The organism is Nonomuraea maheshkhaliensis, from assembly GCF_039529435.1.
Classification (GTDB): domain Bacteria; phylum Actinomycetota; class Actinomycetes; order Streptosporangiales; family Streptosporangiaceae; genus Nonomuraea; species Nonomuraea maheshkhaliensis.
The window spans coordinates 5,902-20,822 of sequence record NZ_BAAAMU010000168.1 but is presented as its reverse complement, the minus strand read 5'-3'; the positions used below and the strand labels follow the sequence as shown (position 1 = coordinate 20,822).

At 72.8% G+C, this 14,921-nt stretch carries 13 protein-coding genes; 8 read left to right on the top strand and 5 right to left on the bottom strand.

What is annotated here, in order from left to right; genetic code table 11:
- The coding region (locus ABFX54_RS51375; protein ID WP_346114537.1) for an SbcC/MukB-like Walker B domain-containing protein at positions 1-1,630 on the top strand (1,630 nt) is incomplete at its 5' end.
- On the opposite strand, the gene ABFX54_RS51370 is transcribed toward ABFX54_RS51375, so the two are convergent.
- Positions 1,606-2,559 carry a carbohydrate kinase family protein gene (locus ABFX54_RS51370; RefSeq protein ID WP_346114536.1) on the bottom strand — a complete coding sequence of 318 codons (954 nt, stop codon included), beginning with the start codon at positions 2,557-2,559 and terminating at the stop codon, positions 1,606-1,608. The two genes, ABFX54_RS51375 and ABFX54_RS51370, sit on opposite strands and share 25 nt — an antisense overlap.
- Before the next feature lie 151 nt (positions 2,560-2,710).
- Here ABFX54_RS51370 and ABFX54_RS51365 point away from each other — a divergent pair, with 151 nt between their 5' ends.
- From ABFX54_RS51365 to ABFX54_RS51350, 4 genes are read left to right on the top strand one after another with little or no spacing between them, the layout of a single operon-like run.
- On the top strand, positions 2,711-3,700 hold the full coding sequence (locus ABFX54_RS51365) for a sugar ABC transporter substrate-binding protein (protein ID WP_346114535.1): 990 nt from the start codon (positions 2,711-2,713) through the stop codon (positions 3,698-3,700).
- A gap of 8 nt (positions 3,701-3,708) precedes the next feature.
- Entirely contained in the window at positions 3,709-4,674 is a 966-nt protein-coding gene (locus ABFX54_RS51360; RefSeq protein ID WP_346114534.1) for an ABC transporter permease, read from the top strand.
- Positions 4,671-5,489 (top strand): ATP-binding cassette domain-containing protein, encoded by an 819-nt coding sequence (locus ABFX54_RS51355; protein WP_346114533.1) that lies wholly within the window; start codon positions 4,671-4,673, stop codon positions 5,487-5,489. The genes ABFX54_RS51360 and ABFX54_RS51355 overlap by 4 nt, the downstream gene beginning before the upstream one ends.
- A 35-nt stretch (positions 5,490-5,524) precedes the next feature.
- Positions 5,525-6,535, top strand: coding sequence for a LacI family DNA-binding transcriptional regulator (locus ABFX54_RS51350; protein WP_346114532.1), 1,011 nt, complete (start codon positions 5,525-5,527; stop codon positions 6,533-6,535).
- Positions 6,536-6,621: 86 nt separating this feature from the next.
- Here ABFX54_RS51350 and ABFX54_RS51345 read toward each other — a convergent pair whose 3' ends face one another.
- Positions 6,622-8,295: a PQQ-dependent sugar dehydrogenase gene (locus ABFX54_RS51345; RefSeq protein WP_346114531.1), complete on the bottom strand. Its 1,674-nt coding sequence runs from the start codon at positions 8,293-8,295 to the stop codon at positions 6,622-6,624.
- 294 nt (positions 8,296-8,589) lie between these two features.
- On the opposite strand from ABFX54_RS51345, the gene ABFX54_RS51340 reads away from it, so the two are divergent.
- Together ABFX54_RS51340 and ABFX54_RS51335 are read left to right on the top strand one after the other, a co-directional pair.
- A complete protein-coding gene (locus ABFX54_RS51340) occupies positions 8,590-9,285 on the top strand; it encodes a CTP synthase C-terminal region-related (seleno)protein (protein ID WP_346114530.1) in 696 nt (231 codons plus the stop codon).
- Positions 9,282-10,274 carry a LysR family transcriptional regulator gene (locus ABFX54_RS51335; protein ID WP_346114528.1) on the top strand — a complete coding sequence of 331 codons (993 nt, stop codon included), beginning with the start codon at positions 9,282-9,284 and terminating at the stop codon, positions 10,272-10,274. The genes ABFX54_RS51340 and ABFX54_RS51335 overlap by 4 nt, the downstream gene beginning before the upstream one ends.
- A 46-nt stretch (positions 10,275-10,320) precedes the next feature.
- On the opposite strand, the gene ABFX54_RS51330 is transcribed toward ABFX54_RS51335, so the two are convergent.
- Positions 10,321-11,148 carry a PIG-L family deacetylase gene (locus tag ABFX54_RS51330; protein ID WP_346114527.1) on the bottom strand — a complete coding sequence of 276 codons (828 nt, stop codon included), beginning with the start codon at positions 11,146-11,148 and terminating at the stop codon, positions 10,321-10,323.
- Between the two features lie 77 nt (positions 11,149-11,225).
- Positions 11,226-12,641, bottom strand: coding sequence for a tetratricopeptide repeat protein (locus ABFX54_RS51325; RefSeq protein WP_346114525.1), 1,416 nt, complete (start codon positions 12,639-12,641; stop codon positions 11,226-11,228).
- Between the two features lie 118 nt (positions 12,642-12,759).
- On the opposite strand from ABFX54_RS51325, the gene ABFX54_RS51320 reads away from it, so the two are divergent.
- The gene (locus tag ABFX54_RS51320; protein WP_346114524.1) at positions 12,760-13,578 is read left to right on the top strand and encodes a DUF1206 domain-containing protein; all 819 of its coding nucleotides are present in this window, start codon (positions 12,760-12,762) and stop codon (positions 13,576-13,578) included.
- An 88-nt stretch (positions 13,579-13,666) separates the two neighbouring features.
- Here ABFX54_RS51320 and ABFX54_RS51315 read toward each other — a convergent pair whose 3' ends face one another.
- Positions 13,667-14,761 carry a glycerophosphodiester phosphodiesterase gene (locus ABFX54_RS51315; RefSeq protein WP_346114523.1) on the bottom strand — a complete coding sequence of 365 codons (1,095 nt, stop codon included), beginning with the start codon at positions 14,759-14,761 and terminating at the stop codon, positions 13,667-13,669.
- Positions 14,762-14,921: the final 160 nt, after the last annotated feature.

Below are 14,921 nucleotides of genomic sequence, written 5' to 3'. Positions count from 1 at the left end.
GCCCCTGCGTGAGCGGAAGCAGGACGTCGGCCGGTCGCTGCGCCGCCTCACCGAGCTGGCCGACCGGCACGCCCTGCCCGCCGCGCCGCCCGCGCTGGACAACCTGGAGGAGGCGCTGCGCGCCGCCGAGACGACCGGCACCGTCTGGCACGACCGCCGCGCCGACGCCCGCGCCGACCGGGAACGCGCCGAGCAGGCGGAGGCGACGGCCGGCGAGTACGAGCGCCTCGCCGTCCAGGCCGTCGAACGGGCCGAGGAGGCCGCCGCCGCCGCGGTGGTGCTGGCCGAACGGCTGACCGCCGTCGAGTCCGCGATCAAGCCGGGCATCGATCGCGAAGACGGGCCCGCGCACGCCCACGTCCTGGAACGGCTGCGTGAGGCTCAAAGCGCCCACCAGGCGTGCCGCCGACTGATCAAGTCGATCAACGACGGCCTGGCGAAGCTGAACGCCGAGCTCGGCCGGCTCAGGGGCGAGCTCGGCACCGCCGAGGAGCGGCACGCCGAGGCCAGGCGGGCGCGTGACGAGGTGTCCAGGCGCTTCCGCCGCCTGGCGGCCGGGCACCTGCCGGCCGACGCGGGAGTGACGATCGAGCTGGCGCCGGAGGCCGGGACGCGGGCCGTGCTGGAGGCGGCCAGGGCCGTGGCACGGGAGCTGGCGGCGGTCCCGTACGAGCACAAGCAGGTCAGGGAGGCCGAGGCGCGGCTGCAGGACGCCTTCCACCACGCCAGGGAGATCCTGGCCGGCCGCGCGGACCTGGAGCTGGCGCCGGACGAGGACGTGCGGGTGCTCACCGCCACCGTCAACGGCGTGCGGGCGGGCGCCGCCGCGCTCAGCCAGGCGCTGCGCGAGGAGCGCGACGAGCGGCGCACCGACATCACGGAGGCCGAGCGGGACCTGTTCGACCGCACGCTGGCCGGCGACACGCGGCGGCACCTCGCCGACCGGATCAGGCAGGCGACGGCGCTGGTCGAGAGCATGAACCAGCGTCTCGAACGCGTCCGCACCGCCTCCCGGGTGGCGGTGCGGCTGGTGTGGCAGGTGGACCCCACCCAGGCGCCCGGCACCCGTGCCGCCCGCGACCTGCTGCTGCGCGACCCCGCCGGGCTGAGCGAGGCCGACAAGGAGGCTCTGTACGTCTTCTTCATGGACCGCGTGGAGGAGGCGCGGGCCGACGACTCCTCGGCGAGCTGGGAGGACCAGCTGATGAGGGTGCTCGACTACACGGCCTGGCACCGCTTCGTGGTCCGGCTCGACCGAGGGGACGGGCAGGGCTGGCAGGAGCTGACCAGGAAGCTGCACGGGGCGTTGTCGGGCGGGGAGAAGGCGATCGCGCTGCACCTGCCGCTGTTCGCCGCCGTGGCCGCGCATTATCAGACCGATCCGGGGTGCCCGCGGTTCATCCTGCTGGACGAGGTGTTCGTCGGGGTGGACAGGACGAACCGGGGGCAGGTGTTCGACCTGCTGGTGGACCTCGGGCTGGATCTGGTGCTCACCTCCGACCACGAGTGGTGCGAATACCGGGAGCTGGACGGGATCGCGATCCACCAGCTCATCACGGGCGACGGCGACGACGCGGTGACGACGGCCCGTTTCGTCTGGAACGGCTACCGCACGGTCCCCGGCGACTGACGTCCGGTGAGCTGGTCGCGCCAGGGCGGGTCGGCGCCGGGGACCGAGCACGTCAGTGCCGCCACCTCCGCCGCGAACGTGGCCGCCGCCACGGCGGTCTCCAGGTCGAGGGCGTCGAGGCGGCCCCCCAGTAAGCCCCTGCCCTCCAGGTCGTGCAGCAGCCCAGCGGTGAACGCGTCACCCGCCCCGACCGTGTCCACGACCCGCACCCGCGGCGCCGGCACCTCGGCGCGCTCGCCGTCCAGGGACACCAGGGCGCCCTCCGCGCCCTTGGTGACGACGACGAGGCGGGCGCCTGCGGCGTGCCAGGTGTCGCAGGCGCGCTCGTACGGCACGCCGGGCAGCAGGAAGTCGACGTCGTCGGCGCTGAGCTTGAGGATGTCGCTCCACGCGCACCAGCGCTCCACCCGGTAGTCGTCCCTGGTGGCGAAGCCGGGGCGGACGTTGGGGTCGATCGAGACCGTGGCACGGGCGCGCGCGCCGTGGGCGAACTCCTCCACCGCCTCCCCGCCGGGCCGCCTGACCAGCGCGAGCGAGCCGGTGTGCAGGCAGGAGGCCGGGCCGAGACGGTCATCGCCCAGCTCGCCGGGGGTCCAGCCCCAGTCGGCGGTGCCGTCGGCGTAGAAGGTGTAGACGGCGTGGCCCTCGGCGTCGAGCGCGGCGACCGCCAGCGTGCTCAGCTCCCCGGCCGCGACGGACGCCGACAGGTCCACTCCGGACGAGGTCAGGTGCGCCCGGAACAGGTCGCCGAAGACGTCATGAGAGATCCGGCCCAGGAACCGGGCGGCGGTGCCCAGCCGCGCCAGCGCCACCGCCGTGTTCGCCGGCCCGCCCCCAGGCAGCACCCGCAACGCCATCCCGTCCGCCGGCGGGGCGGTGGGGCGGTCGGTGAAGGCGTCGGCGACGCACTCGCCCAGGACAGCGATCATGGTGCGGCCTGCCTCTCGCCGCCTGTTGCCGATTCGTTACGGCACCAGGGCATTGACGTTTCCCGGATCGAAGCTCATCATCGCAGCACAGCCGATGTCAACGATGACATATGTCAACGATGACATCGAATCCACCCTGTTAGGAACCGCAATGAACGCGAAGCTTCCTGCCGGAATTCTGGTCACCGTGCTGCTCGTCGCCGGCTGCGGCGGCGGCGGAGGAGGGGGTACGCAGAGTGCCTCCGCCACCAAGGTCGGCCTGATCACCAAGACCGAGACCAACCCGTTCTTCGTCAAGATGAAGGAAGGCGCGCAGAAGGCCGCCCAGGCCGGCGGCCTGGAGCTGATGAGCGCCGCGGGCAAGTTCGACGGCGACAACGCCAGCCAGATCACCGCGATCGAGAACATGGTCGCCGCCGGGGTGAAGGGCATCCTCATCACCCCGAGCGACACCAAGGCCATCGTCCCGGCGATCAAGAAGGCGCGCGACGCGGGCGTGCTCGTGATCGCCCTCGACACCCCCACCGAGCCGCAGGACGCCACCGACGCGCTGTTCGCCACCGACAACTTCAAGGCCGGCGAGCTGATCGGCCAGTACGCCAAGGCCGCCATGGCCGGCAAACCCGCCAAGATCGCCACCCTCGACCTGGCCCCCGGCATCACCGTCGGCCAGCTCAGGCACGACGGCTTCCTCAAGGGATTCGGCGTGCAGGAGGGCGACCCGTCGATCGTCTGCTCTCAAGACACCCGCGGCGACCAGGCCAAGGGCCAGACCGCCATGGAGAACTGCCTGCAGAAGGCCCCCGACATCAACCTCGTCTACACCATCAACGAGCCGGCCGCGCTCGGCGCCCACACCGCGCTGAAGGCCAAGGGCCGCGACAAGGACGTGCTCGTCGTCTCCGTGGACGGCGGCTGCACCGGCGTCAAGGCCGTGCAGTCCGGCCAGATCGCCGCCACCAGCCAGCAGTACCCGCTCAAGATGGCCGAGGAAGGCGTCAAGGCCGTGGCCGCGTTCGCCAAGGGCGGTCAGAAGGCCAGCGGCTACACCGACACCGGCGTCACGCTCATCACCGACAAGGCCGTCTCCGGCGTCGAGGCCAAGGACACCGCCTTCGGCCTGGCCAACTGCTGGGGCTGAGCATGGCAGTGACGCAAGCAACGCTGCCGCGCCGCCTGGTCGCCACCCCCGTCGCCGGGCCGCTGGTGGCGCTCCTGCTGGCCTGTCTGTTCTTCGGGGTCAACAGCGGCCAGTTCTTCACCGGGCCCAACTTCTCGCTGATCATCCAGCAGGTCATGGTGGTCGGCACGCTGGCCATCGGGCAGACCCTGATCATCCTGACCGCGGGCATCGACCTCGCCTGCGGCGCGATCATGGCCTTCGGCGGCATCGTGATGACCAAGCTGGCCGTGGACTCCGGCCTGCCGCCGGTGCTCGCGCTGGCCGCCGGGCTCGCCGTGTGCGCCGGGTTCGGGCTGGTCAACGGGCTGCTGGTGACGCGGATCTCGCTGCCGCCGTTCATCGTGACGCTGGGCATGCTGAACGTCGTCTTCGCCCTGACGCACATCTACTCCAACGAGCAGACGGTGACCGAGCTGCCCGCGCTGCTGACGGTGCTCGGGCAGACGTTCCAGCTCGGCCAGACGAACGTCACCTACGGCTCGCTGCTGACGATCCTGCTGTTCGTGCTGTTCGCGTACCTGCTCGGCTCCACCGCGTGGGGCCGGCACGTGTACGCGCTGGGCAACAGCCCGGAGGTGGCCCGCCTGACCGGCATCAGGACCGGCCGCCTGACCGTCGGCGTCTACACGGTGGCCGGCCTCGTCTACGGCATCGCCGCCCTGCTCCTGGTCAGCCGCACCGGCGTCGGCGACCCCCAGGCGGGCCAGACCGACAACCTGGACAGCATCACCGCGGTCGTGCTCGGCGGCACCAGCCTGTTCGGCGGCCGGGGCCTGGTCCTGGGGACGCTCGTGGGGGCGCTCATCGTGGGGGTCTTCCGCAACGGGTTGCAGCTCATGGGCGTACCGTCGATCTATCAGACGCTCATCACGGGCGTCCTGGTGATCCTCGCCGTCACCGTCGACCAGCTCTCCCGCAGGAGGAACCGATGACGAGCCCCCGTACGCCGGTCCTCCAGGCACGTGGCCTGGTCAAGCGCTACGGCCACGTCACCGCCCTCGACGGCGCGGACTTCGACCTCATGCCCGGCGAGGTGCTGGCGGTCATCGGCGACAACGGCGCCGGCAAGACCAGCCTGATCAAGGCGCTGACCGGCGCGCTGCAGCCCGCCTCCGGCGAGATCCTGCTGGACGGCGAGCCGGTGCGCTTCCGCGACCCCCTCGACGCGCGCCGGCACGGCATCGAGACCGTCTACCAGGACCTGGCCATCGCGGCCTCGCTCGACATCGCGACGAACATGTTCCTGGGCCGCGAGGTGCGCAAACCCGGCCTGCTCGGCACGGTCTTCCGCATGCTCGACAAGAAGCGCATGCGGGAGGAGTCGGCCCGGCACATGGCCGAGCTCAAGATCGGCCTGCGCTCGCTCACCCAGCCGGTCGAGTCGCTGTCCGGCGGGCAGCGCCAGGGCGTGGCCGTGGCCAGGGCGGTCGCGTGGGCCACGAACGTCGTCGTCATGGACGAGCCCACGGCGGCGCTCGGCGTCAAGGAGTCCGGCCAGGTGCTCGACCTCATCCGGCAGGTCCGCGACCGGGGCACCCCCGTGGTGCTGATCAGCCACAACATGCCGCACGTGTTCGAGATCGCCGACCGCGTCCACGTCCAGCGGCTGGGCCGCAGGGTCGCCGAGCTCAGCCCGCGCGACCACAGCATGGCCGAGGTGGTGGCCATCATGACCGGCGCGCTGCAGTTGTCGGACGGGAAGTCCGTGGTCGCCGACGAGGACGCGGCGAAGGCGATCGGCCTGTAACGGGACCTGGGATGAGCCGAATGCGGCGTCCGACGATGACAGACGTGGCACGCGAGGTCGGAGTCACCGCCAAGACCGTCTCCCGGGTGCTCAACGACGAGGGCCCGGTCGCCGTGGAGACGCGCGAGCGCGTGCTGGCGGCGGTCAGGCGGCTCGGATACCAGCCCAACCTGATGGCCCGCAACACCCGGGTGGGCGCGCGCGACGCCGCGATCGGCCTGGTCATCCCCGAGATGGGCAACCCGTTCTTCGGCACGGTCGCGGGCGGCGTCGAGAGCGCCGTACGCGCCCGCGGGCTCACGCTCATCGTCGGCTCCTCCGACGAGACGGCCGGGCTGGAGCAGTCGCTGATCGCCACGTTCCTGGCCCGCCGGGTGAGCGCCCTCATGGTCGTTCCCGCCGCCGGCGGCGACCACCGCCACCTGCGCTTAGAACGGGTCGCCGGGCTGCCGATCGTCTTCCTCGACCGGCCGGCCGTCAGCCTGACCGCGGACTGCGTGGTCAGCGCCAACCGGGAGGGCTCCAGGGCAGGGGTCGCCCACCTGATCGCGCACGGCCACCGCAGGATCGGCTTCGTCGGCGACGTGCCCGCCACCCTCTACACCCGCCGCGAGCGCCTCCAGGGCTACCGCGACGCACTGGAGGCGGCCGGCCTGCCGTTCGACCGGTCGCTCGTGGACACCGGGCACGACATGGAGGCCGCGGCCCGCGCCACCCTCCGGCTGCTGGCCCTGGCCGACCCGCCGACCGCGTTGTTCGCCGGCAACAACTTCGCCTCCATGGGGGCGGTGCTGGCGCTGGCCAGGGCCGGGCGCAAGGACGTCGCGCTGGTCGGCTTCGACGATCTGCCGCTGGCCGAGGTCCTGGACCCGCCGCTGACGGTGGTGGCCCAGGACCCGGCGGCGGTGGGGGCCGCGGCGGCGGAGCTGGTGCTGTCCCGGCTGGACGGCGACCGCTCCCGCGCCCGGCGCGTGATCGTCCCCACCCGCCTGCTCGCCCGCGGCTCCGGCGAACAACCGCCCCCGGGCCCGCTCCGCCCGCCGTAGAGGTGTGTGCGGGATCGGGATGAGCGAGCCTCGACGTGACACCCGCCTGGGACGACCCGCCGCCTTCTGGGCCGCAGGCCGGGGGATCAGGTGCAGGTGTAGGCGGCCGGGAGCTGGGTGTCGCCGGCCGGGCGGGTGGCCTGGAGGCCGAAGGTGGTGCTCTGGCCTGGGGCGAGGGCCCCGTTGTGCGCGGTGTTCCTGGCCGTGACGTTCTGGCCGGACGTGGTCAGGACGGCGTTCCACGAGCCGGTGACCGTGTGACCCGCGGGCAGCGTGAACGTCACCGTCCACCCCGTCGTCGCAGCCGTGCCCGTGTTGGTGACCGTGACCGGCTGCACGACGTAGCCCGTGCCCCACTGGGACTGGACGGACGCCGTCGCCGTGCACCCGCCCGAGCCGCCGCCGGTGGTGGTGGTCGCCGTGACCGTGGCGGAGACCGGCGACACGTTGCCGGCCGCGTCGCGGGCCCGGACCTGGTAGCGGTAAGAGGTGCCCGCGCTCAGCCCCGTGTCCGTATGTGAGGTGGTCGCCGGGGTGCCGGCCTGGGTGAAGGCGCCGCCGGACGTGCCGGGCGCGCGCAGCACGTCGTAGCCGGTCACGCCCACGTCGTCGGTGGCGGCGGCCCAGGTCAGGGTGGCCGTGGTGGCGGTCGTGCCGGTGACGGTCAGGTTGCCGGGCGCGGTGGGAGCGGCGGTGTCGGAGCCGCCGGCGGCCGGTGGGACGCGGATGATCCGGTCGTCCTGGGCGACCGGGCTGCCCCGGCCGTCACGGTTGCTGGTCGCCACCCAGAGCCAGCCGTCGGGCCCGGCCGCGACCGCGCGCAGCCGGCCGTACGCGGAGGTGAACTCGGCCTGCGGCGTTCCCGGCGTGCCCGCGCCGGACAGCGGCACCGTCCACAGGCGCTGACCGCGCAGGGCCGCCGCGAACAGCGTGTCGTTCGCGTACGCGAGCCCGCTGGGCGAGGCCTGCGCGGTCGGCCAGGTGAGGATCGGGCGGCGGAAGGAGGCGTTGCCGCAGTCGCCCTCGCACGTGGGCCAGCCGTAGTTTCCGCCCGCGACGATCTGGTTGATCTCGTCCCAGGTGTTCTGGCCGAACTCGGTGGCGTACATCCGGCCCTGCGCGTCCCAGGCCAGGCCCTGCACGTTGCGGTGGCCGTAGCTCCAGACGCGGGAGCCGGGGAACGGATTGTCCGACGGGACGCCGCCGGTGGGCGTCAGGCGCAGGATCTTCCCGGCCGGGCTGTTCAGGTTCTGGGCGTTGGCGGTGTTGCCGGCGTCGCCGGTGCCGATATACAGCATGCCGTCGGGGCCGAACGCGATGCGGCCGCCGTCGTGGATCGCCGCGCTCGGCACCCCGGAGAAGAGCACCGTCTGGGTCTGCGGGGCGCTCAGCTGGAACCTGATCAGGCGGTTGTCCCCGCCGGTGCTGGTGAAGTACGCGTACACCCAACCGTCCTGCGCGTAGGCGGGGGAGACCGCGAGGCCGAGCAGCCCGCTCTCGCCCGACGCGCTGACCCCGCTGACCGTGGCGACGGCGGCGGGCGCCTGGCCGGGACGCACGCGCATGACGCGCCCGGTGTTCCGTTCGGAGACGAGCGCGCTGCCGTCGGGCAGGAACGCCATCGCCCAGGGCACCTGGAGACCGGTGACGGACACCTCCGCCCTGGAGAAGTCGAAGCCGCCCTGGGCGTGGGCGGCCGGGACGCCGATGCCCAATGCGAGCAGCATCAGGATCAGGGCCGGAACGACTCTCGCGCGCATGACGGACTCCTTGACCAGGCCACCGGGTGCGGGTGTCAACACCGTGATGCCAGCACCGTAGGCAGACCGGCCACCGGATCACAATCCGCCTGGCCGCCCGCTATCGGGGGCTTCCGGCGATCTGCGGTGATCCGCGGCGGTGACCCGCGGCCCGGTGAAACTTTCACCCCCGAGAGCGCCGAGGTCACGGCCCAGGCCGTCAGGGGTGCTTCCCGCCTGGACATGAGCGATCGCTCATGGCGCACGCGTGGTCCGGTATTGGTGCTCAGGCCGGGACGTCGCATAGTTGAGGCCATGGATCGACCTCTGCGCGTCGCGGTCATCGGCGACCGCGACCCCGCCGCCCCCACGCACGTGGCCACCGACGACGCGCTGCGGCACACCGCCGCGCACCTCGGCATCGAGGTGGACGTCCACTGGGTGGCCACCGCATCGCTCGAATCCGACCTGGCCGAGGTCGAGACCGCCGACGTGTTGTGGTGCGCGCCCGGCAGCCCGTACCGCAGCCTGCGCGGCGCCCTCGCCGCACTCCGGCACGGCCGCGAGCACGGCGTGCCCACCCTGGGGACGTGCGGCGGCTGCCAGCACATGATCATCGAGTACGCCCGCCACGCGCTCGGCTACCAGGACGCCCAGCACGCGGAGTACGACCCGTACGCCTCCTCCCTCTTCGTGTCCGAACTGACCTGCTCGCTGGCCGGCAAGACCATGCCCGTCACCTTGACTCCCGGCACCCGGGTGGCCGCACTGTACGGACGTACCGACGTCGAAGAGAACTACTACTGCAACTTCGGTCTCGACCCCAGCCGGCAGGAGACCCTGCACGACGGCGGCTTCTCCGTCACCGGGGTGGACGGCGACGGCGAGGCCAGGGTGCTGGAGATCCCCGGGCATCCCTTCTACCTGGCCACCCTGTTCGTGCCGCAGACCCGCTCGCGCCCCGAGGCCCCGCACCCGCTGATCGTCGGCCTGCTGCGCGCGGCGCTATGACCTTCACCCAGCTGAGGATCCTTCAGGCGGTCGCACGCACCGGCAACATGACCCGCGCCGCCGAGGAACTGGCCACCACGCAGTCCGCCGTCAGCCACGCGCTGCGCGCCCTGGAGAGCGAGCTCGGGGTCGCCCTGCTGGTGCGGGGCAACCACGGGGTGAGCCTGACGGCGGCCGGGCGTGCCGTGTGCCGCCGCGCCACCCTCATCCTCACCCAGGTGGAGGCGCTGGAGCAGGAGGTGGCCGCGGCCAGGAAGCATGAGCGTGGCAGCCTGCGCGTCGGTGCCATCCCCAGCGCCGGCGTCCGGCTGCTGCCGCCGATCCTGCGCCGGTTCGAGGACGCGCATCCGCATGTGCGGCTCACGGTGATGGAAGGCGCGGACGACGAGGTGCTGGAGTGGCTCGAAACGGGGGCGGCGGACATCGTGACCGTGTCGGCCGGGGTGTCGGCCGGGGTGTCGGCCGGGGTGTCGGCCGGGACGGGGGGCGCACAGGCCACCACCCCGGCCGACACGGCCGCGCTCCCAGCGGGGTCGACGGCGCGGCCACTCGCCACCGACCGCATGCTGGCCGTCCTGTCCAGCGGTCACGAACTGGGCGTCCGCGACTCGGTATCGGTGGCCGAACTGTCCCGGCAGCCGTTCATCATGTCCACGGGCGGCTGTGAGCCTCTGATCACGGCACTCGCGCGGGCGGCGGGGGCGAGCCTGAAGTGCCACTACCGGGTGCGTGACACCAACAGCATTCTCGCCATGGTCGCCGAGGGGCTCGGGGTGAGCATCGTCCCCGAACTGTCGCTGCCCGCCCATCGCCCGGGTGTGCACGCGATCCCGCTGGACCCGGCCGCTGAGCGCACCGTCCTTCTCGCCCTGCCCGCCAACCCGCTCCCCACGGCCACCGCCTTCGCCGAACTGGCCATGGCCCTCACACCTCGACCCGGCCGGACTGAAGGGAGGGGTCCTGGCAGACGATTCGCGGTCCAGGAGTGACACCGCCGCGGGGGAGCGGACCGGGCCGGGGACGGCGCCGGTGGGGTCAGGAGTCGCGCAGGCCGGCGAACAGGTCTTCCTCGTGGCCAGGGGCGTCGACCTTGCTCAGCACCCGCTCGAACGCCTCGTGCGAGAACGCCTGCATCCGCGCCTCGTCGGGCATGCGCAGCAGGAAGATGTTGTCGCCCTGGCTCTCGTGCGCCTGCAGCGCCTTGATCTTGCGCTCGACGTAGGGGGTGACGTCGACGACGCTCGTCACGCGCTCGTCGGGGGTGCCGAAGTCGGCGGAGGGGTCGAAGTCGCCGACGTCGACGCCGCTCTCCTTCATCATCTCGAACATGCGCAGGATCGCCGACCTGGGGATGGCGGTGTAGTAGAGCTTGTCGGGGATGCCGCTGCGCTCGGTGGCGGCGACCGTGACGCGGTGGGTCTGGACGTGGTCGGGGTGACCGTAGCCGCCACCGCCGGTCTCGTCGTAGGTGACCACGACCTGGGGCCGGTAGTGCTCCATCAGCTCGGCCAGCCGGGCCGCGGCGGTCTCCACGGGGACGTTGGCGAAGGCGTCGGGATGGCCGTTGGCCTCCCAGCCCTCCATGCCCGAGTCACGGTAGCCGAGCAGCTCCAGGTGCTCGACGGCCAGGTGGCCCACGGACTCGCGCAGCTCCTCCAGCCGCTTCGCGGCCACCGCCGCGTCGTCGTGGCCGGGCTCGCCCGGCTTGACGCCGTTCTGGTCGTCGCCCTGCTCACCGTTGGTGCAGGTGACCAGGACGGTGCGCACGCCCTCTTCGGCGTAGCGGGCCAGGATGCCGCCCGTGGTCAGGCATTCGTCGTCGGGGTGGGCGTGCACGACCATCAGGGTGAGTTGCCGGTTCATGTCCGGAAACACTACTCGCCGGGTCCGACAAGCGAGCGCCCGCCCGCCGCGAGCACTGGTCAGGGGGTCGGTGAGCGCTACTCGGGGGATCCGGCGATCCGGCGCCCGCCCGCCGCGAGGTCCCGCGCCCGCGTGCGCGCCACGGCCGCCGCCGCGCCGTCGCCGATCGTGTCGGCCAGCGCCGCCTGCTTGAGCCAGTTGTACGGGCTGCACGGCCGCACGCTGATCCGTTCGCTCACCAGCACCCTGGCCACGTCGCGCCGCCCCGCCCGCAGGGCCGCCTCCAGCAGCGTGCGCTGCACGGCGTCGCGCTGCGCGTGGCTGCCGCCGAACTCGTTGACCCGGTGCCTGATCGGATGGAGCAGCTCCACCACCGCCTCGTAGTCGCCCCGCCCGAACGCCACGATCGCCCGGCACACCGGCAGCCCGACCCTGAGCGTCATGCCGTGGTTGGTGACGCCGGGACGCGGCCGCGCCACGTACGCCTCCCGCCCCGCGATCAGCCGCTCGGCCTCGCCGATCCGCCCCGCCCCCACGTACGACATCACCGCGTGCATGTCGTTGAAGGCGTAGAACGGCTCACCCATGCGCGGCGGCCACGCCTCGGCCAGGACCCGCCAGCGCTCGGGCTGCTCGGAGCCCTCCAGGTGCAGCCGCCACAGCAGCGCGGCGGCGTCGAGCAGCTCCATGCAGGACTGCCCGTCGGCGAGCACCGCGTCGTAGATCGCCAGCACCCGCCGCTCGTCGCCGCTCTCCAGCGCGTACAGGCAGTAGTGCCACCAGCTGTGCACGTTGAAGAACGTCCCGGTGGACCAGTCGCCCATGCGGGCGTCGAGGTAGCGCAGGCCCTCGCCGAAACGCCCCTGCATCTCGTACGTGTGCACCACCGCGTGGATGCCCCACACGTCGCGCGGATCGAGCTCGACCGCCCGCAGCCCGACCTCCTCGGACCGGTCGTAGTGGCCCGCCTCCTCCAGGCCGAAGGCGTACATGCCGAGCAGGTGACCGAAGTGACGGTCCTCCTCCCGCCAGGCGTTCAGCGCGCCGCCGATCCGGTCGCGCAGCATGCGGGCGTCGCCGGTGAAGAAGTCGATCTGGTGGCCGGCGGCCAGCGCCAGCGCGTCGCGCGGATGCTCGGCCGCGATGCCGGCCAGCAGCTCGCCGCAGGTCAGGTAGTCGCCGCCGAACAGCGCCCGCACGGCCGCCACGTGCGCGCGCTCGCGCGGCAGCAGCGAGGTCGCGTCGATCCTGCGCAGGAACGCCTCGAAACGGACCCGGGCCGTGCGCGCGTCCTCGACCTCGGTGGTCAGCAGCCCCAGGTACGCCGCCAGCACGTTGCCCATGGGGAAGTCGGGCGACTCGGCCAGCGCCGCCCCCGACTCGGCGTCCACCTCGGCCCTGAACCGCAGCAACTCGTCGATCGCCCGGTCGTAGTGGCGCACCGCCGCGGCGCTCGCACCCGACATGGCCAGGCCGTGCTGATCGCAGCTCACCGCACCACTGTAACCGGACCGCCGTGACCAGCGGGAAGACCTGCCGCACCGGGTTCGCGACGCCTACATGCGCGGTTCCTGGGCACTCGGGACCGGCATCGACCAAGTGGGAGGAATCGTGAACACAGCGGAACAGGCGGGCCGCGAGGCGAAGGCCGCGACGCGGCGCGCGACCTCCAGCCGGCCCATGGCCGTGCTGACCCGGGTGGGGCTGGCCTGCCGCGGTGTGCTGTACGCGTTGATCGGCGTGGTGGCCCTGCAGATCGCCACCGGCGACGGCTCGCAGCAGGCCGACAAGGCGGGCGCGATCACCACGCTGGCCGGGCTGCCGTTCGGCTCGGTCATCCTGTGGGTCATGACGGCCGGATTCGTCGCGCTGGCGCTCTGGCAGGCGTCGGAGGCGCTGTTCGGCTCCGGCAAGGCGCTGGAGAAGGGCGAGGCGGTCGCCCGCGTCGTGGTGTACGTGCTGCTCGTGCTCACCCTGATCAGCGTGCTGACCACGCACAAGGCGAAGTCCGACGACCAGAAGTCGCAGGACATCACGGCCAAGCTGCTGGAGCTGCCCGGCGGGCAGATCATCGTGGGCGTGGCCGGGCTCGGCCTGATCGCGCTGGGCGTGTACTGGATCCACCGCGGCGTGACCAAGGGCTTCAAGGAGGAGCTGCGGCTCGGGAGCATGTCACCGCGCGCTAAAACGATCATGGAGCGGCTCGGCATCGGCGGGTACGCGGCCAGGGGCGTGATCGCCGGGCTGGCCGGCGTCCTGGTCGTCCAGGCGGCGATCACGTACGACGCGGACAGGGCGGGCGGCATCGACGCGACGCTGCGCGAGTTCGCCGAGACGCCGGTCGGGCCGTGGCTGCTGGTCGTGGTGGCGCTCGGGCTGCTGCTGTTCGCCGGCTACTGCTTCGGCGAGTCCCGCTGGCGCCGCACCTGACCGTGCGCCGGGCGACCGAACCGGGCGACCGAACCGGGCGACCGGGCCGAGCGGCCCGGTCGGGCTGTCGAAAGGGGAGCGGGCCGGCTCAGGCCGAGTGCTCGGCCACCACCGCGCGGCCCATGGCCGGGTCGTCGCAGAAGGCGCCGTCGATGCCCAGCTCGACCAGCCGCGACAGCCACCCCATCACGTTCCCGGTGGCGCGCGGGTAGGCCGGACTGGCAGCGTCGCCGAGCCGGTAGTCGGCGGGCAACTGGGAGTTCTCGTTCCGCACCGTCCAGACGTGCACGTCGAGCCGTCTGCGGTGCGCGTCCGCGACCAGCGTCGTCGGCTCCAGCGTCCGGCCGGCCGCGTCCACGGGGACGACCCGCCGCGTGTCCACGCCGATCCCGTCCGCGTACCGGGCCACCTCGCGCAGCCCCTCGGGCGTGACCATGTCGTCGTAGGTCCGCGTGCTGCCGGAGGCCACCCAGTCGTAGGGGGCCCCGCCGGAGGTGATGAGCTGGATCAGCGGCAGCCGCGTCCGGCCGCTCAGCTCGCGCAGGTTGGCGGTCTCGAACGACTGGATGTACGCCTTCCGCACCCGGTGCCGGCCGAGCACGTCGAGCAGCGGCTCCTCCAGCGACAGGCCGATGGAGTCGAAGTAGGTGGGATGCTTGGTCTCCGGGTAGACGCCGACGCCGTGCGCGAGGGCCAGCCGCACGACCTCCTCGAACGTCGGGATCTCCGCCAGCCCGTCGAACGCCGTGTTGTCCGGCCGCAGGTCGGGCACGCGTTCCTTGGCCCGCAGCGTCTTCAGCTCGGCCAGCGTGAAGTCCTCGGTGAACCAGCCGGTGACCGGCCGGCCGTCCACGGTCTTGGTGGTGCGCCGGCCGGCGAACTCCGGCCTGGCGGCCACGTCGGTCGTGCCGGAGATCTCGTTCTCGTGCCGCGCCACCAGCACGTGGTCCTTGGTGGAGACGAGGTCGGGCTCGATGTAGTCGGCGCCCATCGCGATGGCGGCCTCGTACGACAGCAGCGTGTGCTCGGGCCGGTGGGCGCTGGCGCCCCGGTGGCCGATCACGAGCGGGGCGTGGCCACGGCGCTCGGCCGTGGCGGGAGGGGTCTGGGCGGGCACGACGGCGACACTACCGCCGGCGAGGACGCCGGCCAGCACGCTCACGAGCAACCTGCGCATCGTCATGCGCCGAACCGTAACCCCGCCAGGTGGACGGCGGGTCACGGCCGGGCGAACGGAGACGGTCCACGGGCCCGGCCGGAAGCGGCCGAAGGCGGGCGATGGACCCCTTACCGCCGCCGCCCAGGCGGGCGGCCGAGCGGGGGGGGAGGCCTCGCCGGGGCGC

What these genes read in the sequence shown, in the direction of transcription:
- ABFX54_RS51370 (WP_346114536.1), bottom strand. Translation starts at nt 2,559, where the DNA reads ATGATCGCTGTCCTGGGCGAGTGCGTCGCCGACGCCTTCACCGACCGC.
- ABFX54_RS51330 (WP_346114527.1), bottom strand. Translation starts at nt 11,148, where the DNA reads ATGAACCGGCAACTCACCCTGATGGTCGTGCACGCCCACCCCGACGAC.
- ABFX54_RS51345 (WP_346114531.1), bottom strand. Translation starts at nt 8,295, where the DNA reads ATGCGCGCGAGAGTCGTTCCGGCCCTGATCCTGATGCTGCTCGCATTG.
- ABFX54_RS51340 (WP_346114530.1), top strand. Translation starts at nt 8,590, where the DNA reads ATGGATCGACCTCTGCGCGTCGCGGTCATCGGCGACCGCGACCCCGCC.
- ABFX54_RS51365 (WP_346114535.1), top strand. Translation starts at nt 2,711, where the DNA reads ATGAACGCGAAGCTTCCTGCCGGAATTCTGGTCACCGTGCTGCTCGTC.
- ABFX54_RS51355 (WP_346114533.1), top strand. Translation starts at nt 4,671, where the DNA reads ATGACGAGCCCCCGTACGCCGGTCCTCCAGGCACGTGGCCTGGTCAAG.
- ABFX54_RS51335 (WP_346114528.1), top strand. Translation starts at nt 9,282, where the DNA reads ATGACCTTCACCCAGCTGAGGATCCTTCAGGCGGTCGCACGCACCGGC.
- ABFX54_RS51315 (WP_346114523.1), bottom strand. Translation starts at nt 14,761, where the DNA reads ATGACGATGCGCAGGTTGCTCGTGAGCGTGCTGGCCGGCGTCCTCGCC.
- ABFX54_RS51350 (WP_346114532.1), top strand. Translation starts at nt 5,525, where the DNA reads ATGACAGACGTGGCACGCGAGGTCGGAGTCACCGCCAAGACCGTCTCC.